Origin of the sequence: Xanthocytophaga agilis (genome assembly GCF_030068605.1) — a bacterium.
GTDB classification, from domain to species: Bacteria; Bacteroidota; Bacteroidia; order Cytophagales; family 172606-1; genus Xanthocytophaga; species Xanthocytophaga agilis.
Genome location: NZ_JASJOU010000022.1, coordinates 43,873 through 66,939, shown reverse-complemented (window position 1 = coordinate 66,939; position 23,067 = coordinate 43,873). Strand labels below are relative to the sequence as shown.

General features: G+C 40.1%; 16 protein-coding genes. 5 read left to right on the top strand and 11 right to left on the bottom strand.

Going from position 1 to position 23,067, the window contains the following annotated elements; translation table 11 throughout:
* Positions 1-84: 84 nt before the first annotated feature.
* The 6 genes from QNI22_RS37200 to QNI22_RS37175 form a co-directional block, all read right to left on the bottom strand.
* Entirely contained in the window at positions 85-1,710 is a 1,626-nt protein-coding gene (locus QNI22_RS37200; RefSeq protein WP_313977544.1) for a RagB/SusD family nutrient uptake outer membrane protein, read from the bottom strand.
* Positions 1,711-1,797: 87 nt separating this feature from the next.
* Positions 1,798-5,154, bottom strand: coding sequence for a SusC/RagA family TonB-linked outer membrane protein (locus QNI22_RS37195; RefSeq protein ID WP_314519307.1), 3,357 nt, complete (start codon positions 5,152-5,154; stop codon positions 1,798-1,800).
* 103 nt (positions 5,155-5,257) lie between these two features.
* Positions 5,258-6,268 (bottom strand): FecR family protein, encoded by a 1,011-nt coding sequence (locus QNI22_RS37190; RefSeq protein ID WP_314519305.1) that lies wholly within the window; start codon positions 6,266-6,268, stop codon positions 5,258-5,260.
* 319 nt (positions 6,269-6,587) lie between these two features.
* Entirely contained in the window at positions 6,588-7,166 is a 579-nt protein-coding gene (locus QNI22_RS37185; protein WP_313977550.1) for an RNA polymerase sigma factor, read from the bottom strand.
* Positions 7,167-7,600: 434 nt separating this feature from the next.
* Positions 7,601-9,757 carry a leucine-rich repeat domain-containing protein gene (locus tag QNI22_RS37180; protein WP_314519302.1) on the bottom strand — a complete coding sequence of 719 codons (2,157 nt, stop codon included), beginning with the start codon at positions 9,755-9,757 and terminating at the stop codon, positions 7,601-7,603.
* A 352-nt stretch (positions 9,758-10,109) separates the two neighbouring features.
* Complete coding sequence (locus QNI22_RS37175) at positions 10,110-11,174, bottom strand: endonuclease/exonuclease/phosphatase family protein (protein WP_314519300.1); 1,065 nt, start codon at positions 11,172-11,174, stop codon at positions 10,110-10,112.
* 312 nt (positions 11,175-11,486) lie between these two features.
* Between QNI22_RS37175 and QNI22_RS40445 the strand changes: the two genes are divergently transcribed.
* Entirely contained in the window at positions 11,487-11,744 is a 258-nt protein-coding gene (locus tag QNI22_RS40445; protein ID WP_419836270.1) for a DUF7710 domain-containing protein, read from the top strand.
* A gap of 127 nt (positions 11,745-11,871) precedes the next feature.
* On the opposite strand, the gene QNI22_RS37170 is transcribed toward QNI22_RS40445, so the two are convergent.
* A complete protein-coding gene (locus tag QNI22_RS37170; RefSeq protein ID WP_313977554.1) occupies positions 11,872-12,075 on the bottom strand; it encodes a hypothetical protein in 204 nt (67 codons plus the stop codon).
* A gap of 549 nt (positions 12,076-12,624) precedes the next feature.
* Between QNI22_RS37170 and QNI22_RS37165 the strand changes: the two genes are divergently transcribed.
* On the top strand, positions 12,625-13,302 hold the full coding sequence (locus QNI22_RS37165; RefSeq protein WP_314519299.1) for a hypothetical protein: 678 nt from the start codon (positions 12,625-12,627) through the stop codon (positions 13,300-13,302).
* Here the strand turns inward: QNI22_RS37165 and QNI22_RS37160 are convergent.
* Positions 13,280-14,671 carry a Gfo/Idh/MocA family protein gene (locus tag QNI22_RS37160; protein WP_313977557.1) on the bottom strand — a complete coding sequence of 464 codons (1,392 nt, stop codon included), beginning with the start codon at positions 14,669-14,671 and terminating at the stop codon, positions 13,280-13,282. The genes QNI22_RS37165 and QNI22_RS37160 overlap by 23 nt on opposite strands.
* Positions 14,672-14,839: 168 nt before the next feature.
* The gene (locus QNI22_RS37155) at positions 14,840-15,844 is read right to left on the bottom strand and encodes a zinc-binding dehydrogenase (RefSeq protein ID WP_314519297.1); all 1,005 of its coding nucleotides are present in this window, start codon (positions 15,842-15,844) and stop codon (positions 14,840-14,842) included.
* 258 nt (positions 15,845-16,102) lie between these two features.
* On the opposite strand from QNI22_RS37155, the gene QNI22_RS37150 reads away from it, so the two are divergent.
* Positions 16,103-17,971: a gamma-glutamyltransferase family protein gene (locus QNI22_RS37150; protein ID WP_314519295.1), complete on the top strand. Its 1,869-nt coding sequence runs from the start codon at positions 16,103-16,105 to the stop codon at positions 17,969-17,971.
* Between the two features lie 78 nt (positions 17,972-18,049).
* On the opposite strand, the gene QNI22_RS37145 is transcribed toward QNI22_RS37150, so the two are convergent.
* Positions 18,050-19,027 (bottom strand): ROK family protein, encoded by a 978-nt coding sequence (locus QNI22_RS37145; RefSeq protein ID WP_313977563.1) that lies wholly within the window; start codon positions 19,025-19,027, stop codon positions 18,050-18,052.
* 421 nt (positions 19,028-19,448) lie between these two features.
* Here QNI22_RS37145 and QNI22_RS37140 point away from each other — a divergent pair, with 421 nt between their 5' ends.
* Positions 19,449-21,503 (top strand): KUP/HAK/KT family potassium transporter, encoded by a 2,055-nt coding sequence (locus QNI22_RS37140; RefSeq protein WP_314519294.1) that lies wholly within the window; start codon positions 19,449-19,451, stop codon positions 21,501-21,503.
* Between the two features lie 107 nt (positions 21,504-21,610).
* A complete protein-coding gene (locus tag QNI22_RS37135; protein WP_313977567.1) occupies positions 21,611-22,135 on the top strand; it encodes a 5' nucleotidase, NT5C type in 525 nt (174 codons plus the stop codon).
* Between the two features lie 95 nt (positions 22,136-22,230).
* Here QNI22_RS37135 and QNI22_RS37130 read toward each other — a convergent pair whose 3' ends face one another.
* Entirely contained in the window at positions 22,231-22,773 is a 543-nt protein-coding gene (locus QNI22_RS37130; RefSeq protein ID WP_314519293.1) for a hypothetical protein, read from the bottom strand.
* Positions 22,774-23,067 lie beyond the last annotated feature (294 nt).

Genomic DNA, 23,067 nt, shown 5'->3' with positions numbered 1-23,067 from the left:
TGTAGATTATTTAAAATCAAAATACAGTATAGCAGTCCCAAACAGACTACTATACTGTTATAACAGAGGTATCAGGTATCTGTCTTAATATCCGGGATTCTGTTTCAGATTCTGGTTGGCATTGATCTGTGTGGCCGGAATCGGAAAAATATTCAGGTGGTTGATGCCTGCAGGCCCTAAATTGTCTGAAGCATCTGCGGCATGGAATCTCCAGGCGCTGTTGTATTTCCCGAAACGAATCAGATCCTGACGTCTGAAAGTCTCGGCAAACATTTCGCGTCCTCTTTCTGCCAGAAATGTATCAGCAGTCATGGAGACAAACGGTGTTACACCTCCATGTACAGTTCGTATCTGATTAACTAATGCCAAAGCAATCGGATCATTCCAGTCGTCATTTTTGCGGGCAGTTGCCTCAGCTTTCATTAATAATACATCTGCATAGCGGAACAATGGCCAGTCATTACTCAGATCAGCTGTCATGCCAGTATAAAACTCCCATTTACCAATCCGTGCTCCTGATTGGCGCCATGCATTAGGTTGTAGTTCGTTAATATAGGGAGTAAAGGTAATTGGTGCTCCATTTGGATCAGCAGCATCAGCTCCTCCATCTGTTAAGGGAGAGCCATCCGCCATATACTGAGGGCCAACCAGAAAGTTTGATAACCGTTTGTCTTGTGTACCTGTGGTAGTAGTTCCTTTTGTATCCACTCCTACAACTGTACCTTGTGGGCCTGGATTTTGTACAGGATCAATGTAAGACTGATAGAATTCCTGAATAGTAGCAAAACCATTCCAGGGTTGTGCGTTCATTTTATACGTATTCTGATTTTGCATGTGCAACGTCATCATAGGCATATTAAAGCCTTTGGCATACACTGCATCATAGGGAATAGCCCATATAAACTCTGTTGATCCTTTGTTTTCTTTTTTAAAGTTATCGCTGTAGTTGGTTACCAGTGCATATTTACCAGAGTTAATTACTTCATCACAGGCTGCGATGGCTTTTTCCCATTGTTCTGTACCTGTATAGATTTTGGCATTCAGATACAGTTTTGCCAGCGCGGTATATCCTGTATAATAATTGACCCGTCCATAAGTAGACTCATCAGTTGGGCCTGTCTTTTGTAAAAGAGGAACATTTTCAAGTAATTCCTTTTCTACAAAATCATACACCTGTTGCCGGGTGCTGTTGGCAGGTGGTTCTGTTGAAGAAAAATCTATACTTAAAGGCACATTTCCATACAGATCCAGCAACCAGTAATAATAGATAGCCCGCAGTACTTTTAGTTCGGCAATATACGCTTTGGCCTGATCTGTCCCCAATGGCTCAAAAGTAGCCAGCAAACGATTACAGGTATTGACACCGGAATACAGAAATGTCCAACCGTTAGTGGGTGTAGGGTCTTGTGAAGTATAGGTATGGGTTTGTAAACGAACCCAGTGCCCACCATCACCCCAGTCGGCTCCCCGTGTAGGAACCACCATTTCATCGGTAGTTACTTCGTTCAGGGGTATCATATGGTTGTTCCCACCCCAGCCGAAAAGATTGGAATAGGCAGCACCAACAGCTGAAAGAAATTCCCGATCTGTTTTGTAGAAGTTGTCACTGATTACCGTATCATACAACACATCGGTCTCATCCAGATTGGTACATCCTCCAGCTAAAATCAGTCCAACCAGACAGTATTTTGTAATTGATGTATATTTCATAGGTATGTTATCATTTAAGTGTAAGTACCTGCCAATGCCTTCTCAATTAGCTTGTATTGGCAGTTTTTTACCTGTAGTATAAGTAGATTAAAACTGAACATTAACCCCAAGTGTAAAAGAACGAGTCAGTACCCAGGTCTCCCTTCTATCAACCCCTGGCGCTAACGCATTTCGGGTAACAGCACCTGTATTGGAAGTACTTTCATCCGCATACCGCACCTCCGGATCTACGCCTGTATAGTTTGTAATAGTAAATAAGTTTTGTCCACTCAGATACGCACGCAGACTTTTTACCAAACTTCCTGCAGGGAGTTTGAAGTTGTACCCAAGTGTAGCGTTATCCAGCTTTGCAAAGGAGGCTCTTTCTACAAACCGGCTGCTGAAGATTTGTCCATCGGTGATATTCGGATTAAAATATTTAGTCTTTACAATGTTATAGCTGCTGGCAACATTGGGGTTCTCATAGAAGGCTCGATAGGTGTTGATCAGATCATGCCCGATAGATCCTCTTAACAGAAAATTAAAGTCGAAGTTTTTGTACCGAATTGTGTTGTTCCAGCCAAATTCAAATTTAGGTAAGCCATTGCCTATGATAGTCTCATCCTGATTATCGATCTTTCCATCATTGTTCCGGTCTTCAAAAATATATTTACCATCCTCTCCTACTCCTTTGTACACCTTACCCCATAAGATACCGATCTTCTCCCCTTCTACAGCTCTTGTAATCTGTGTAGCCTCCTGTCCAGGCGTCCCCAGGTTTGTAGCCCCGACAAAGCTACCTGCTAACTGAGGATCCAGTTTGGATAGCACCACATGAAAGGTGGTAAAGTTGCCACCTGTATTCCAGGAAAATACATCATTTTTAATAACATCATAGCCCAGGCTCATCTCAAAACCATTGCTCTTCATGGTACCAATATTCATCCAGGTGGTAGGAACCAGGTTTGGCGGAACTGGAACCGTTACATTAAAGATCAGATCAGAGGTAGTTCGCTGATAGTAATCAATTGTACCTGTCAGACGATTGTTAAATAATCCAAAATCAACACCTACATCAAACTCTCCTTTTTTCTCCCACCGCAGATCCGGGTTGGCATTCTGATTAGGAGAATAGGGTTGTAAGTATACTCCATCACCTGCATAGAAATAAGATCCTCCGGCAGTGAGCGTTCGCAATGACAGATAAGAACTGGGTGGTAATGCACCTGTTACACCGTAACTGGCTCTTAGTTTTAGATTATCAATTGCTTTTACACGTAGAATCTGGCTCAGATCCACCCCGGCACTTACCCCTGGAAACATCCCCCATTTGTGATTTGCTCCAAATTGTGTTGAGCCTTCCCTGCGCAATGTTGCAGATAAGAATGCAAGACCATTATAATTCAGATTAACACGACCAAAGAAGGCAACCAATCGAGACCCGTTTTTAAAGCTGGAAATAGCTCCTAACCCTTGTGCAAAGTCTAGTGCAGAGGAAAGGTTTTGTCCAGAAGCATCTGTAATAAAGTTTCCACCACCTACTGTAAATCCTTGATCCAGAAAATCCTGATAGGAATATCCGGTAAGAGCTGATACCTGTAATTTATCAATCCGCTTTTCATAAGACAGCGTATTTTCATACAGCTGGTTAAAACTTTCATTGTCGTTTTTCCATCCATATCCACCACGGGCAAAGCCACTTACACCTAAAAAGTTTCGGGAATTATAGGAGGTGCGTGGCAGATACACCTGATTGTAAGTACTGGCGGTTTGCTGAGCATAACGAATCAAAAACTTTAATCCCGTAACGATTTCATATTCAGCAGAGGCAGCAAAGTTGAATCGTTTCAATTCTCTTTCATTGGTATTTTGTCTGAGTACTGCTACCGGATTTGAATAATCAACAAAGTTTGCCTCAAAGTATCCTCCCCCTGTCAGATCGTATAACGGATCGGTACTATATACAGGAGAAGTAGGATTGTAGATGGCTGCATATTTAAATGCTTCATTGAAGCCTAGTTCTGATTTTCTACGCGTCATACTCAAGGTTAAATTCAATACCAATCTATCCTTTAAGGCTTTCTGGATCAGATTCAATCGACCATTGAGCTGTTCAAAGCCAGTAGTAATGGCTACCCCTTGGGAATTACGGTAATTCACTGAAGCATTGTAAGAGGTACCCGAGGAATTACCACCAGACAAAGAAACATTGTGGGTTTGAGAAATAGCTGTACGAGTAATTTCTTTATACCAGTCTGTGTTTGATCCATAATCTGTACCTTTTCCCAAGGCTCTGAATTCAGCTGCAGACATATGAGGAGTTAACCGGGCTGCACTTTCTGCCTGTACCAGCCCATTATAACTAATACTGGTAGTACCTCCACCTGATTTGGTTGTAATAATAATTACTCCGGCAGAACCACGTGTACCGTAAATAGCAGCAGCGGAACCATCTTTCAATACATCAATGCTCTTAATATCATTGGGATCAACTGTATTTAAGTCTGCACCTATCTGTCCATCAATGACAACAAGTGGTTGGGTATTGGCTCCTAGAGTAGACAAACCGCGCAAACGGATAGCAAAGTTTCCATTGGGATCACCTCCTGGACGGGAAATAGACAATCCGGCAACTTTTCCCTGTAACAACTGAGATACGTTACTAATGTTTCCTTTGTTAAACTGTTCTGCATTGACACTGGCAACTGCACTGGTGATTTCTCCTTTCTTTTGTGTACCATACCCTACTACCACAACTTCATTTAAAGCGGTAATATCCGGAGCAAGAGATATATCTATGGTTGTCCTGTTATTAATAGATACTTCCTGTGAAATATACCCTACAAACGAGAATACTAATGTTCCATTCCCATCTGGTACGCTTAATGAATAATTTCCATCAGGACCTGCTACAGTTCCGGTTGTTGTTCCTTTTAAGACTACACTCACTCCTGGCAAAGCCTCTTTGTTCTCATCCGTTATCTTCCCTTTAACAGTAATTGCCGCTTGCTCAGCTTCCTGATTAACAGAAAGAACTTGAGGATATACCTCATTCTTTGTCAATGAATCAGCTGTATTACGACTTTCCGGACTGATAGTATCGTTATTGCCTGAATCTTTCAAAGGTGTATCCGAAAAAATCACATAGGAACTCCCTTTTAATCGTTTGTATTTCAGATTATAAGGCTTCAAAAGTGAGGAAAGCACTTTGTCAAGAGATCCGGTTTCTATAGTCTGCGAAACAGCAACATTTTTGATCAGCTGGGTATCATAAAAAAACACAACTTTATAACGGTTTTCCAACTCTGTGATGACAGATTTCAGAGAACGTCCCTGTGAGGATATTTGTCTTGAACCCGTTGCAAATACTTCACTGGATGCCATTATTTGTGCCTGTGCCGCCAATCCCGTCCAGTGGCACAGATAGAGGCAGCAGATCAAAAAAAGGTGTATAGTATATTTCATAAATCCATTTGTAAGTGTGTTGGTTTATATAAATAGGTATATAATTATCTACCTGGCAGATCTGTATAAATGCCTACCGGATATGGACTTTTTTCATATCTTATTATGGATTAGGATGAATAATAATGCTGTCTTTCTTTTGGATGACTTTCAGATTAAATGAACTGGACATAGCCTCCAGCAATACGTCCAGATTCTGAATATCCATACGTCCGGTAAGGCGTTTGTCCTTAATGGTTTCATCCAGTTGCACTGACAACCCATAGCATCTTTCCAGACGCAGTGCTACTTCTGAGAGAGGAGTATCTTCAAAAATTAATTGATTGTCTTTCCAGGAGGAGTATATTTCTGGATTTACCTTGCGTCGTATCAGTTGCTGGTCTCTATCATTGTATTCTACCAGCTCTCCAGGTTTTATTTCCAGACCAGATGTCTTTTTGTTGACATCAGCTTTCAGATGTACCTTAATTTTTCCATTATTCAAAACCACTCTGGTTTGGCCTCTTTGCTCAAAAACACTGAATTGTGTCCCAACTACTTCGATAGTAAAGTTATCTGTGGTATGGACCAGAAACTTCTGATCATCGGGTTTATGTCTGACACTAAAGAAACCTTCTCCTTCCAGCCATACCTCTCTCTTATGTGTATTATCCCATAAAGCCGGATAGTGAAGGGTTGAATTACCATTGAGTACAACTACAGAACTATCAGGCAGTACAATACGCTTCACCTCCCCATAACTTGTCTGGTATATAATGTCATTGTGCTGTCCAAAAAAATACCAGCCTCCTCCAATACCTCCTAACAGTACCGCTATTATTGTAGCAGCCACTCGTATTCTTGTTTTCCAGAATGCAGTTAACTGTGCAACCTTTGATCCAGATTCCGGAAAGTCTATGTCTGCTGAAACCTTTGTATGATCATCTATCTTCTCCCACACTGGCTTCAGATCAATGGCAGGTCGGTTCATTATATCCATTTCATACCACTGCTCCTGCATCCACTGATACAGTAATGACGCATTCGCTGGATCTTCTATCCAATGACGTACATACTGTTGTTCATCTTCTGAACATGTACCTCTCCGGTACTTTTCCAATAATTTCTTATCCATTACACAGTATTTTATAGGTACTACGTGTAACTGATAGCTTTCCCCTATTGGAGTTCAATTTTTTTTTAAAAAATTTTCAGAAAAGCAATGAAGAAGAGCCGGGGGGTTGGAACTTTGATAGAGACAACCAATCCTATGCTACTGTTCGCCTACAGATAGTAACAGGAAGTTGTCTGCCAGCGTTTTAACTCAGAGAAATAGTAAATCAAGCGGTTCAACTATATTTTAAAGAAGTAAAAATCTGGATTTGCGAATCAGAATATGGGAATTACTAACTGAAAGATAAAGGGCTACATTTACTAATTAAACAGTATGTGTATCAAAAGCACAGCCAGGCTAGAAATAACATTACAAATGAGCAGGTATAATGCTTGAAATACTCCCGCATAAAATGGAGTGATTCGGACAACTGATGTTCTACCGTTTTGGGTGAAATCTGAAGCTGAGCAGCAATTTCCTGATAGGTCAGTCCTTCTTTTCTGCTCAAAATGAATATTTCTTTTCTTCGTGGAGGTAGCTGATCTATAGCTTGCTGATACAAAGCTTCCAACTCCTGATATAATAATTCTTCTTCAGTCTGATAACTTTCATCTGTCAGAACATGAAATAACTGTTTTTGAGCCTCACTAATTGTCTTTCTTTTACGAAAATAGTCCATTATCAACCGATAGGTAATCGTAAAAAGAAATCCACTCAAAGAATACTCTTCTTTTAATGTTTCTCTTTTCTCCCAAAGCCGTATAAAAGCCTCCTGCACAATTTCCTCCGCATCTTCTTTACTTTTTAGATAATCAAAGGAAAAGTAGTAGATCTTTTTTGCATATAAATCAAAGATTACATGGAAAACTTGTCGGTCTGAAAGTTTTAACCTTTGAATAAGATTTTTTTCGTCCTTCATATCAGATGATTAAATCAAAACGGTAGCCGGGTAATAAGAAATATCCAAAAGATCTATATACACTTCTGCCAGCAACATCCACAGATAGTTGTCAGTGAGACATTTATCATCTCGGATAAAATTTAGTAATCAAAAGCATTTATGAAGCAATTGCAGAAAGGTATATGAATGTCAGTTATCAGGAAAAGTAATACTGGGTTATAACTCTTTATAAAAGATGCTACATTGATGACCACATTCTGTCAAGAACAGAGTATGTTATAGAGCGAAAACAGGCACAATCAATTAAGCTAAGAAGCAAGACATATATCTGTCTATAGTAAAACGTACAATTATTTGCATTAAAAGTACAAATATTTAAAAGTAAAGCAACATATAGCATATACTTTTTCTTTCCAGATAACGATGAGTAATCTTACTTATTGATCTGGACTTCATATCTTATCCTTCTGTGTAATTACTACGGATGGCAACTCTCTCCTAGTCTTTTCTATTGTCTTGGTAAGTCTGCCTTTTACCCATGACAGATCAGAAGTACCACTTATGATAATCTCCTGTAGATTGGGTAATTTTTTGAGATTGGCAAAGAATGAATAATTAGAGATAGAAAGATCTGCAAAGTCACCAACTGTAATGGTAACACATTCAATTTGTGTCAGATCCGTCATATTGATTAATCCGCGGGATAAAGATTTTCCCAGATTCAGAGGAGAAGACTCTCTCCACCGATCTAGCTGTATCAAATCCAACGTATGATCTGTGATCAGGCAACGTACAGGTAATTCTGCCAAGTCAGGCTGAAAATCAATTATGCGGTCAAAAAAATAGATAAACCACGCTTTAGATGTTGCGAAACCAATTTCCAGTCCTTTTTTCAAAAATATATCCAACTCAATTAGTTCATGACGAATAATTTTGTGAGTAGAGTCTTCCAGAATAGATTTTCGCACATTGGACCTGAGAAAGTGCTGCCATCTGGCAGAGCAATGTTTTTCAATTACTTTACGAAAAGCTTCTTTTGTCTCTTTTTGCTGAAACCGTTTCATCAGAAAACAGATGACAAACTCTGTGAAGCGATTGGTGGGTATTCCCCCCTCAAGCATCATTTCCAAAGCCAGTAACATATTACTTTCATCTTCCGAAAACAGTAATGCCATCAGACTATCCTCCAGTATTACATCTCCTGCCTTCAAAAAAGGTGTTGCTTCTTTTTCCAGAAGTCTCATCAAATGTTCCGGAAGTGCCAGCTGAATGATCTCAGAAAATAAAAAACGTGTATTTGTTTTTTCTGTTGGTGAGATAATCAGATGAGTTATACTTTCGTTCAGAATCGGGCTAAAATGATATCCCTGCTCGTTGAGCATACCTGCCAACTCCTGTGTCTTACGCTGCTTAATTTTACCTGTTAATGCAATAACAGCTTTGTCTTTCACAAAGCCATCAGAAAATGGATTTCGGATCAATGGGGCCAATTGAGCAAATGTTTCTTCCCGAATTCTTTTATTGGGGTAATCCAGTAGGTGTAATAATGTCTCTTTGTCTAAAACAGTTGCCGGGTCCTTATATACAAATCGCATAAACTGTTTTTGCATTTCTATATCTATCCCCTTTCCTTCAACATAATCACGTAGTTCACTGTATTTTGTCTTCTTATCCTTACTGTACTCAATTTTTTCACCCACCGGGTCGCTACTACTATCCCCACGATAAAACCGAAAATAGATTTCCTCACAGTTGCTAAGTAAAAGCAAATTTTCGTATCCTTTGGTAATACACTTGGAAGTCAGATACAAAGACTTCAGTTTTTTCAAACGACCTATACTGTCCGGAACTACATCAAATCCTATATAATCCAGATAAAGGCTTTCCAGATTTTCCGGAAGATTCTCAAAATAAGGGACTAATGAAGTTTCAAAACGTCTTAGATTAGTCGCCTCCAACCGAAAGCTTTTCAAGTTTGCTAGCTCTTTAAATGATACTGGAAGAGTATCCAGCTGAGCATTACGAATTACTATTTCTTCCAGATTAACTGTCTTTCCCAGAGCAGATAAATCTGCCTTTAGCGGATAGTTATTTACATTGATTACATCCAATGTAACAGAACGAAGATTTGACAGAGAGGCTATCTCTGTAAAAACCTCATCCGAAAAATGATTGGAGATAAGATGAAGTTCTTCCAACTGTGAAAGAGAAGAAAAATTACCTGGAGGTAGACTACGGCAGTCTTCAATAGTCAAGGTCAGTGTTTTCAATGCAGGCATTCTCCATACGGAAGCAGGAAAAGGAGCAGGTGCACTACCTAATGAGAGTCGGGTGACGACTGTAAGTTTATCAAAATGATCTGGGTAAGGCTTCGAAAATTTATTATCTGTTAGCTTTCCTTTTACATGTAATTCTTTGAGTGTAGTCAATTCAAAGATAGAATCAGTAATGACAGGAACTCCTTCTATGGATAAATACTCCAGATTCTTTAATTGAGCAATCTCTAATGGAAATTTTTCTTTGGCACCTTTCACTATCAGCTTTTTCACTGCTGTATAAGTAGCCCAGTTTGCTTTGAGAGAATCAGTGGTTACTTCTAACTCTTCCATTTTAGAGAATAGTAAAAATAGGATATATGAAAAGATGACAATACTACAGTACGTTAAAACTACCAGAATTGTTCTTATATAGCTATCTTCTATATACTTCTCTAAAAAGCCCCCCTGAGATGGAAAACCATCTACAGAGGACCACAGTTGAAAAAATAGATCTTTATTAGATTTGAGTTAAGTGCTTATGGTCAGGAAAAAGCATATAGTGGGGAAACAGGTTTTATTCCTTTCCGTTTTTAGGGCAGGTAACAGGATATTTAGAACAGGGTTATAGTATAATCCTGTTCTAAGTATATAAAATATAAGTCTCAAAAAAATTTGCACAGCAGTAAAGGCAACATCTAAACGGTTACGCTTTCTCCTCCTCCAGTTGTTGCTCTTTCTCGCTGGCTTCTTTATAATCAGAAGCTTCTGCCTGTGGTTTGTTCTCTTTTGCTTCCGGATCAGGCTCATAGCAGAAATGTGCAAACATTGGAAAGTGATCCGAACCACAATTAGGCAGCCTTTCTATATCTATCAACTTGAAATGATGTGAAACAAACACATGATCCAGTGGCCAGCGCAACAGCCAGTACTTGGCATTAAAGGTATTAAAGAAGCCTCGCCCAATACGAGGGTCTAATAACCCACTGAGTCGTTGAAATAACCGGGTAGTGTGTGACCAGGCTACATCATTTAAATCACCTGCAACAATTACTGGGTTAGTAGCTACCTTGGCTCGTTTGCCCACCTGGATTAATTCTACATCCCGTTCGGTAGAGCGATTGTTTTCACCCGGTGCAGGTGGCCTTGGATGCACCCCATAGAGATCGATAACCCGTTTGGATGGCAATGTCAGCTGAACATACAATGAGGGTATATCATCCTGTACCAGAAAGTTAATCTCTTTATGTTTTATGGGAAATCTGGAATAGAATAGCATTCCATATGTATTCTCAAGAGGACAACTCACCCGATACGCATAGATTTTTTCCAGAGGCTTTAACTTATTCATCCAATGCTGATTGGTTTCTACGGCCAGCACAATGTCAGGATTGTACTGATATACTTGTTGAAGAAATTCATCACATCTTGTATTATCCATGAACACATTAAATATCAACAGCTTCAATCCATCTCCTGACTTTTGCTCTTTTTCACTAGACAGCACCTGATGTGAATGCAACCGGGTATAAGGCCTTATGCGATATAAATGGTAGATCAAAGTGATTGCTGTTACATAGATAAAAACATATTCCTTAGGAGAATCTATATCAAACCATATAAGATAAGCAACAAAAATAACTAACAGAGGAACAGCCAGTTGCAGGTGTGGAAAGTCTGCAGCCCGAATCCACCAAACCTCATATCGAATTAGATGCATCCAGGAAAATACAATCAGAACAGCTCCCAGGATCAATAACAGGTTTTGCATAGTATAAGAATATGACTATAAAAATACGGTTAAAATTTTCTTTGTAACAGTTGTTACTCGTACAGTTATTAGTATAACTATTACACAAAGCTCATAAAAGATTCATGCCATACAGGTTTGAGCAGATACTATCTGTAGCAGATTTAAAAGCGAATGGAATTGTAGCTTCTGTTTCTTTTGATGACCTTCTCAGAAGATACTTACTTATTTGATACAGGCTACATCACAATAAATAGTGATGGGATAGAATAATAATCTTTCAGGAAAAGTTAATTTTGCTCATCTATGAACAATTTACTCAATGAAATCTAGATATTTTCCGGAACTTCTCAACACACTTCATTTCCGTCGGGAGTTTTCTCTAGCAAAGAGGAAGCAGAAAAGAATATCAGAAAATATAAACTTTCGGGTGTATTGACCAAATATCCAGTAGATATATTGGTGTATGACTGGGCTTTAAAGGAGGGTTTTCTTGAAATCAGGAGAAAGGACGAACAAACTACTCCAAAGTTTATTCAAAGCTTTTCTTCAGCACATTTGGAACATTATCATTATCAAGATGGTGAATGAAAACTTCTTATTGCAGCTATTAGAGACAATCTGTTACAAACAGTAGTTTCTAAATTATTACTACACAAAGAAAAAGCACAGATTTCTCTGTGCTTCCGTATAACCGAACTGATAATACTATTAACCCCTATCGTTGTACTGAAGTCAGTAACTGTGAAATGCGGTGAAAACGTGCATTCAGAAAATTAATCTCCTCCTCCGAACAAGCCCCCTGGTGTTCTGCAAAATCCGATACTGTTTTAATGCGTGCAGGATCTAACCCCAATTGCTGCAGAAATAGAGCGATATCGCTCTGCAAAAGGGTGATTTCTTCCAATTTCCATTGTTCCATAAATGGCCTTATTTAGAATTTTAGTGGTTTCGTACAATTACAAATCAAACGGATACTTTCATGTATTCATAGAAAACAGGTCTGCTTCCTTTACATTCCAGCCTATTGATCTCAAGCCCCTTAACCTGTAGTTTTTATACCAAAAGGCGTATGCAAAAATAAGAAAATTTTACCACACTTTCATTAGAGATTTTATAATAGTAGAAAAGATATTTAAAGTTAGCTAAGTTATTCTATCAGGATGCTAGGATTAGTATACAACTAAATGAATTTGTGATTATAAAAAGAGATTACTACGTGTATTTTATCAAAGTCCCAGTGAGGCCATCGAAACATTTATTAAAAATACATCACAAATAACCTCAACTTATTTACAAAAAAAATATCCAATATAAAATATAATTAGCCCCTTTTAACAGCAAATACATATACACTTTCAAAATATATCTACATTTATATTAATTACAAATTACTATAAATATATCAAAACAAGGTATTTTTTACCTATATTTACAGCGAATAACTACAACTCTAATTCCTCTGGTAGCTATGGTAAATTATCTTACAACTGAAGTAGCAATTGACAAGTACCGTTATACGTCTTATGATCTGGTAGATTATGAAATCCGTTTGGATAAGGAGATCTATCTGATGAAGAAGCGTATTGCCAAAATTGCCGTCGATGAAGCCAAATATCAGGCACGTCAACAGTTGCTAGATATACATCTGACTGAATTACGAGAGCGGAAAATGCAGTTCCAAACGGAAGATGTACCAGAGAGATATCAAAAACGGAAACTGGAAAAATTACAGAAAGAAATTGATAAGGTTCAGGGACGCTGGTATGCCAATCGCTGGCATCTGAGTGTTGTCTATAAACGCAAACGTAAAGACAATGTCGCTAAACTTCTTCTTAAAGAAACCAAGCAAGTTGAAGTACAAGTACGCATCCAATATACTCAACAGACTCTTCAGCAATTGATAAAAATGCAGCAACAGGAAGAACAATCCATTTCCATTCTATACTCTGCAATGCATCAGGAGGCAGAAGAGGAGAAAAAGCATAGTCAAACGACAGTTTCTCTCCCACTTCCTTCCTATTTGCTTTTGGGAAGGATAGTACTTGCAGCCTTACTACAACAAAGACTTTACACTCTCCATAGAAATGGACAATGTAAAGTCTCACAAGAAATTATGGAAAGAATCAGACCTGAACGATTCGCATAGATTCAGGGTCCCAAACAATAGCTTTCTGCTGCTCTGCACTCAGATTAGCCAGTAATGAAGGACCAGCAGCACGCAAACCAAAGGAAGCATCTTCTACAATGGGTTTGTTCTCACGAATCCCATTAAAGAAGTTGACCATATGGTCGTACCTTTCGTCATACCCTTGAGGAGCTACAAACTTAATCTCGTCAAATTTCTGTCCAACACGGTCAGCCTCACTATACATGGCATTATAAGCCTTCATGACATCATCCTGTTGTGCTTTCGCGAAGCTTTCTACAGAATCATATCCTCCAATTCCAGGTGCCTTGGCGCGTTTAAAATGTTTGATGGTAAAGCCACTCCAGCCTAGCTCAATCACCCCCTCTGTTCCTACCAGTTTTACAGATTGCATTCCACCAGTACCAGAGGCCAGATTGACCCGTGTAATAAACTGAAAGGCAGGATGGGTTTTAGCTTTAGGGTATTGCATAATAGCTGTCACCAGATCATAGGCATCCCGTCCGTCTTTCCAGTAATTCAATGCACCCAGAGAAAATACCTTATTGGGTCCGTTTGAGCTTGTAATTACATGCAAACTGGTCAAAAGATGCACAAACAAGTCTCCAGCTACACCCGTGCCATAGTCTTTGTAATTCCGCCAGCGGAAAAACCGGTTTGCATCAAAGGGCACTTTGGGTGCATCACCCAGATAACGATCCCAGTCCACTGTTTTGGGAGATGCATCTGTAGGAACAGTATATTGCCAGGCTCCCTTAGCATCCGTGCGATCAATAGCAGCCTCTACAAAGGTCAGTTCGCCTAAGATGCCTTGTTCAAAGTATTTTTTTGCTTCCAGGATCGGTGTACCACTAGCCCGCTGACTGCCTACCTGAAATACTTTGCCTGTCTTCCTTTGTGTGTCAATCACGGCCTGGCCTTCCTCTACATGATGTACCATTGGCTTTTCACAATACACATGTTTCCCGGCATTCATGGCATCAATAGAAATGCGGTCATGCCAGTGATCCGAAGTACATACCAGCACGGCATCAATGTCTTTGCGATTGAGCAATTCCCGGTAATCCCGGGTTGTAAATAGCTTACTTCCCCACTTTTCCCTGGCACGCACCAGTCGTCCATCATATAGATCACAAACACCTACCAATTCTACGCCGGGTACTTTCATAGCAGTTTCTACATCATAATGGCCGATAATTCCGGCACCGATAAGACCAATACGGATTTTGTCATTGGCTGTTACTTTGGCTCGGGATTGTAAGATACGGATATCTCCTTCTGCCTTTGCCTGAGACGAAAAAGCTCCGGCAGAGATAAAAGCAGATGCTCCTCCCAGTTTTTTCAAAAAACTACGTCTAGAATTCTTCATGGATGTGTGGCTTGGGAAACAGGTAGAATAGATTGGTTAAAAAGTGATGTTTTTCTATAAACATCTGTTTTAGCGAAAATACAAAAAAGTCCTATTTTACAATACTAAAATACTACAAATTAGTATAAGCGGTTGTAAGGATACTAACTAACCTTTAGAAAATCTGCATTATTCGATCTCCAGCACGATTTTACCAAACTGTGCAGCCTCCTGCATATATTGGAGGGCCTCATTCACCTCCGCAAAAGCAAATATTTTACTGACTACAGGTGCCAGTTTGTGCTTTTCGACAAACTCAACCATCGTATTAAACTCCCCTTCTGTTCCCATTGTAGAACCCAGAATGCTCAGTTGTTTCCAGAATATTCGGCCTGGCACTATTCCATTGATTACCCCATTAGTCCCTCCATAAAAAACAATGCGCCCTCCCTCAGCAGCCAGTTCGGTAAGTTTTGCCACACTATCTCCAGCAGCACTATCTATAATCACATCAAAGGCTCCTGCCTGTGACTTCAGAGAAGCAACCCAATCCGCCTGTTTGTAATTAGCTCCACCCTTCGCTCCCATTTCTATAGCTTGCTGTAATTTATCATCCGACCCCGATGTTACATATACGTCTGCTCCTGTTGCGACAGCAAACTGCATACATTGCAATGCTACCCCTCCTCCTACTCCGGTAACTAATATCTTTTCATAAGGCTGTAATTCTGCACGGGTAAACAAAGACCGATACGCAGTAAGTCCAGCCAGTGGCAATGCTGCAGCCTGCTGCCAGGTTAGATGTGCAGGTTTAGGTACAAGATGTGTAACAGGAACTTTTACGTATTGTGCAAAGGTGCCTGAGTCTGGCATACCCAGCACTCTGAACTCACGTGACTGAGCCTTCGGATTCTTTCCCCAATGCAAACCCGGATTAATTACTACCTCTTTGTCTCTCCATGCTGCATCTACTGTAACCCCTATATCTGCCACAATTCCAGCCCCATCAGACCCCAAAATAGCAGGCAGGCGGATAGCAGCATATTGTCCCTGTTGTATCCAGAAGTCCCGCCGATTCAGTGCAGCAGCTTTCAGCTGAATCAAAACTTCGTTTTCCTGTAAAACCGGGACAGTAACCTCTTTTAGCAACAAAGGCTGATGCAATTGTTCCAATACCAATGCCTGCATAGTCATAGAAGAATCAGGTTGATGAATACTATCAAAAGTAGCAGTTTTTCTCTTTCATCCTAGTCTATACAAAATTGATATCATCTTACTTGATCAGATAGAAGCAGATGCATCCAGTTAAAAGGCATCAATCATCAACGAAATATTCCTTTCCACATTTTTGTAAACCCTTGGTTGTATTTTCATCTAACCATTTTTACCTTCATTTGCTTTAACCAATTGTGTTTTACTCTATCTTTAAGGGACAGACCAAACATTTTCATTATGAAGAAACTTACACTACTCATGGGTTATTTGCTGGGTTGTATTCAGATAATTCTGGCTCAGTCATTTAACAATCTTCCTGTAATCACACAGAAACCACCTCTACATGGTCGGCACTGGATGGCGGTCACTGGTAAACCTCTGGCTGCCACTGCTGGCGCTATGATATTTAACAAAGGCGGGAATGCCATAGACGCCTCATGTGCTATGCTTGCAGCTACCTGTACCATGTGGGATGTATTAAGCTGGGGAGGTGAAACTCAAGCGTTGATTTACAATCCCAAGACCAAGAAGGTTATTGCCATCAATGCCTTGGGAGTAGCGCCAACAGGTGCAACAGCTGATTTTTTCAAAAATAAGGGAATGAAATATCCTCCGGAATACGGTCCACTGGCTGCTGTAACTCCCGGCACTCCTGGGGGACTAATGACCATTCTGGCTGAATATGGTACCATGAGCCTCAAAGATGTATTGGCTCCGGCTATGCAAATGGCTGAAGGATATCCCATCGAAGCCCAAACAGCGAATCAAATTGAACGGAATAAAGAGATGATCAAACAATGGCCTTATTCCAAAAAGGTGTTCTTACCTCACCTGGGCGAAAAAAGAGAAGCTCCGGATGCAGGTGAAGTATTTGTTCAAAAAGACCTGCTGGAAACCCTGAAGAAGCTGGTAGAAACGGAACAACAGGCACTGAAAAAAGGGAAATCCAGAAAAGATGCGATTTATGCTGCTTATGACCGTTTTTACAAAGGAGATATTGCCAAAGAAATTGCACGTGGTTGCAAAGAACAGGGTGGATTAATCACTGAACAGGATCTGGCTAACTGGAAAGTAAAAATTGAAGAACCAACAATGACATCTTACCGGGGTATTGATGTGTATAAACTTCAACCGTGGACACAAGGACCAGCGATGTTACAAACCTTGAATATCCTTGAGAACTTTGATATCAAAAGCATGGGATATAATTCAACTCGTTACATACATACGCTTTATCAGGCTATGAACCTGGCGTTTGCGGATCGGGACTTCTATTATGGTGATCCTGCATTTGCTCCGGAAGAACCTATCAAAGGATTATTATCTAAAGAGTATGCAAAAGAACGCAGCAAGCTGATCAACTTTGAAATGAACGATCCTAAGATTGGTCCTGGAGATCCATATCCGTTTGAAGGCAAACAAAATCCATACAAAGATGTACTGCAAAAATGGGGCAATCTGCAAAGTCAGTTGTATACACCTGGTAATCCTGTTCTGGATGAAAAATACTTTGAACGCTTCCAGGCAGGAACTACTTCAGTAGAAGCAGCAGACAAAGAAGGCTGGGTTGTATCCATTACTCCCAGTGGCGGCTGGGTACCAGCTTGTATTGCGGGAAATACAGGAGTTGGTTTGAGTCAGCGTATGCAGAGCTTTGTTTTAGATCCTAAAGAAAATCCGTTCAATGTAGTAGAACCAGGTAAACGTCCACGTGTTACGCTTACTCCTACACTGGCGCTCAAAGATGGCAAACCTTTTCTTTCATTTGCCAAACAAGCAGGTGATGAACAAGATCAGTTACTGCTACAGTTCTTCCTGAATATAGTCGAGTTTAATATGACCGTACAGGAAGCCTGTGAAGCGCCCAGCTTCAAAACATTACAAATGTATAGCAGTTTTGGCGCTCATGAGAAAGTTCCCGGAGGACTTGTACTCAACTCAGCCATGCCAACATGGGTTCGCAAAGATCTGACTCGTATGGGCTATAGTCTTTCGTATCAGGAAAGAACTTCCGGCCCTATCAATGCAATCTGGTTTGACTGGCAGCATGGTACGTTCTGGGGAGGATCAAGCAATCATGGAGAAGATTATGGAATAGGCTGGTAATTGGAAGCATACTACACTAAAATAAAAGAGGCTGTTAGAAAAAATTCTGACAGCCTCTTTTATTTTCTTGAAAGCATATTATGATTGTAGAGGCATATTCTCCAGTTCGTGCCAGATCAGAGCTGCAGCACCCAATACAGCAGTGTTGGCACCTGTCAAACCGGAAGTCAGCAATTTTACTTTGTTCCGGAAGATAGGCATCATAAACTGTTCCATATACCGACGGGTAGGTTCAAACAGGTAATCCTGTGCACGAGTCAGTCCACCAAACAGGATAAATGCTTCCGGACTCAGAATTGCCATCACATCGGCAAGTTTCATTCCCAGAATACGTCCTGTATATTCAAAGGCTTCAATCGCAATCTTATCACCACGGGTAGCAGAATCTGTAATCATACTGGCATCCAAATCTTCAAAGCTAATACGACGCATTTCGCTCTCCTCTGTGTGATCAGCCAATAGTTTATACACGGTACGGCGAATACCAGTAGCAGATACATACGTTTCCAGACATCCTTTTTTGCCACATCCACACATCCGTCCGTTAGGGTTTACCACAACGTGTCCCAGCTCTCCAGCAAAACCATCATGACCGTAGGCCAGTTTGCCATCTACCACAAATCCACTTCCTAAACCTGTTCCTAAGGTAATCATCACGAAGTTTTTCATCCCTTTAGCTACACCAAACTTCATTTCACCCAGTGCTGCAGCATTGGCATCATTGGTAAGACGGCATGGTAACTTATAATGGTCTTCAATCCATTGCGCCAGCGGAACATAATCGCTCCATTGGAGATTGGTAGGCATCTCTACTGTTCCTTTGTAATAGTTTCCATTGGGTACACCTATGCCAATACCTACAATTTTAATCTTATCCCGCAAGGGTAACATCAGCTTATCTACAGCCCGGTATAGTCGTGGCAAGTACTTATCTGCATCATCCTCTCCTGTAGGAATAGACATATCTGCCAGGCAAACACCATCCTGGTCTACAAATCCTAATTTGGTATTGGTGCCACCAATATCCACGCCAAGGGCAACTTCTTTCAATGACATATTAAATGAACGATAAGGTTTAGTATTTTAACACTGCATATACATGCAGATACTGATCATGACAGGATATATATTCCTCTTTGTATTAGGTAAAACATATCCCATCTACCAGTCTGTAATACATGTACACAACAGATGAGGGGTAACAAACGGCGTGAAGATAAAAAGAAAATACCTATGCACAGAAGGTTTTATAAGATAGATTTTTTTAAGACAAAATGTCCTTCCTTCGAGGCCACATAAGAAAAACAACACACTCACTATAAAACATTGTATTTATTATGAGATAAACACAATTCATCATAAAAAATCTACGTTAATAGTTAGTAGATTACAATTAAAGTGTCGTAACTTTGCAAAAATTACATATCTGCTTCTCTCCCATCCATGAAGTCAAGCAGCGGTTGTTTCATCCTAAAACATGGATAATAAACATAACTTCGATAAAGTAACTGCCGGAGGCTTATTAGTCGCACTAGGTATCATTTACGGTGATATCGGAACCTCTCCCCTCTACGTTTTTAACGCTATCATCGGCAAAAATTCCATTGATAGTCACGTTGTATTCGGAAGTCTGTCCTGTATTTTCTGGACACTTACTCTCCAAACGACTATTAAATACGTGATTTTAACCCTTCGGGCTGATAACAACGGCGAGGGAGGAATTTTCTCATTATATGCCCTGGTGCGTCGCTATAAGCGCTGGCTAACAGTACCTGCCATCATTGGAGGCAGTACACTATTGGCAGATGGTATCATCACTCCGCCAATCTCGGTATCTTCCGCTATTGAAGGATTGCGTCTGATCAAACCCGACATCTCGTCAAACATGATTATCACCATTGTGATCATCATCCTTACGTTCTTATTCCTGTTACAGGCATTGGGTACACAACTGGTAGGAAGATCATTCGGACCACTGATGACGCTATGGTTTAGCATGCTGGCCATACTGGGAGTTGCAAATCTGGTTGAAGACTGGCATATTCTGGCAGCTTTAAATCCATATTATGCATATGACTTGCTGGTCAACTATCCGGGTGGATTCTGGTTGCTGGGAGCAGTATTTCTGTGTACAACGGGAGCTGAAGCACTATACTCTGACTTAGGACACTGCGGCAGAGGTAATATCCGAATAAGTTGGATATTTGTTAAATCCTGTCTGCTACTGAACTATTTCGGACAGGGAGCCTGGTTGATTACACATGAGGGAAAGTTTCTGGATAAGAGTGTTTTCTACTCTATTATGCCAAACTGGTTTATTTTACCAGGTATCTGCATTGCTACATTAGCTGCCATTATCGCCAGTCAGGCATTAATTTCGGGTTCATTTACTCTGATAAACGAAGCTATTCGTCTTAGCTTCTGGCCTAAAGTACGTATCAAATTCCCAACCGATCAGCGTGGTCAGATTTATGTACCCAGTATCAACTGGTTATTATGGTTAGGTTGTGTTGGAGTTGTACTATATTTCCGTGAATCTGCCAATATGGAAGCAGCATATGGTCTGGCCATTACGGCTACGATGATATCTACTACTGTATTGCTTACTTACTGGCTTTATACACGTCATGTACCTCAGTTAGTAGTGTGGCTCGTATTTCTGGTATATTTCTCTATTGAGTGTTCTTTTCTGATAGCCAACCTAAGCAAATTCAGACATGGGGGTTTTGTTTCTCTGATTATTAGTGGACTGCTACTCACAGTAATGTATGTGTGGATCAACTCTAACCGCATTAAACAACGTCTGACTCAGTTTGTCCGGGTTGATGAATATATTGAACCACTGCAAATGCTAAGCATTGACCAGAGTGTACCTAAATATGCCACTCACCTGGTGTTTATGACCAATGCCCGCACTGAAAATGAAATAGAGCAAACGATTATTTATTCGATATTCCAGAAAAGGCCTAAACGGGCAGATATCTACTGGTTCGTTCACGTAGATACAGCAGATGATCCGTATACAATGGAATATACAGTAGACATCAAGGCACCAGAAGATCTGATCAAAATTACTTTCCGTTTAGGCTTCCGGGTAGAACAGCGGATTAACCTGTTTTTCCGTAAAGTGGTAGAAGATATGGTACGTAACCGGGAAGTAGATATTACCAGCCGTTATGAGTCATTGAGTAAGCAACATGTGATTGGCGACTTCCGTTTTGTGGTATTTGAACGCTTCCTGTCCTTTGAGAACGAACTACCATTCAATGAACGCCTGATCATGAATGCATACTTCTTCATCAAAGAGTTTACACCAGGTGATGACAAATGGTTTGGTCTGGATACCAGTTCCGTAAAACTGGAGAAAGTACCGCTGGTTATCCGTCCGGCAGAGAATGTGCTATTGACCCGAATCTATCACAATCCGGATGGTAGCGTAACCCGAAGACTCATTAATGGAGGAAACAATGGGAAAGCCTGCGCAACTCCTGAAGAAGAGGAACTCAAGAAAAAAACGGCCAAAGCAATCTAAATGAATTAAAAGTACCTTGGCAAAACGATTCACACTTTCAATTATATTTTTAAAACCTCATCCTCAAGCAGGTGAGGTTTTTTTCATTCTTAAATCTAGCTTAATTTATGAAACGAATTGCCATTGACATGGATGACGTAATTGCCGATGCAGCAGGTCGGTTTATTGAATATGCCCAGCTTCGTCTCGGCAAAACAATAGCTCCTGTTGATTTACACAATCGTACCTGGGCAGAAGTAGCAGGAGTACAACCAGAGATCGTACGGGCGTGGCTCTTTGAAGAAGGATTTTTTCGTGGGATGAAAGTAATTGCCGACAGCCAGGAAGTCATCAAAAAGCTTTCAGAAAAATATGAAATATTCATTGTATCAGCCGCTACAGAGTTTCCCAACTCCTTAAAAGAAAAGCTGGAATGGTTAAATGAACACTTTCCGTTTATTAGCTGGACACATACTGTTTTTTGTGGGCACAAATACATGATTCAGACAGACTACCTGATTGATGACCATGAAAAAAACCTGATTCGTTTCCCAGGCAAACCGATTCTGTTTACAGCTGGTCACAATATGCATTTGGATCAGTATACCCGTGTAAATAACTGGAAAGAAGCAGAGAAGATGTTTTTGTCATAATTCTTTGCAGCCTTAGTATAGAAATGCCCCAGCTTACAGATAGAGCTGGGGCATTTTAGTTAGTAATATCCTATTTCTACAAACTCTCTGGCAACTTAGTTTGCCCAATCCTGTAAACGTTGAGGAGCAGCGCTACCATCTTCCGAATACACTTTGGCATTCCCATCCTGACGGATAGCTACATACAATACATTTTTTGTCATATCAGCCATCAGCACAGCTCCCGGATCACCACCACTATGTGCCTGCATGGCACTGGTATATAACAGTCCATTTTCTATTTCAATAGGTGTTTCTACCTCCCAGATACTTACCATATAATCATATTGTGATCCCAATAATTTCTGTAGTCGGGGTTTTAACACTTCATTATCCAGCAGTTTTATATTATGAGGATACTTGCCATTTAGCTCTGTCAAAAAAGATAAGCTAGCCTTGTCTGATTGAGTACTGGCAGATGCTTTGGAGTCATTCTCTTTCTTTAATATTTCATTTTCTTTTTTTAATAGCTCATTCTCTTTCTGTAATAATTCACTATTGTTATCACTTTCTGATTTGGTAGCAGGCATACAGGCATAGAGAGCAATGGCTAACACGAGAAAAAAAATCCGGTATAGGTTATTTTGTTTGTTTATCATTTGAGTAGTGTTTTTGAAGAGTACTATGCAATATCTATGCGAGGTTAATAGTACACTTTTTTAGAAGGAAGCCCAAACACAATTTTAGTAAACAATTGCAGCAGGTAACCAAAAAGAATATGAAGTACCCAAAAAACAGAAACTACTGTCCTATATGATATTAGTGATTTCCTCTGTTTTAGCATTGAGCTCCTAAAATCTTACATCCATTTAAAGAATAGTTCCGCCTAGTATAATTACCCTACTAACTCAATGATTATAAATCGTTTATATTTAATTCCACGACTTCATCAC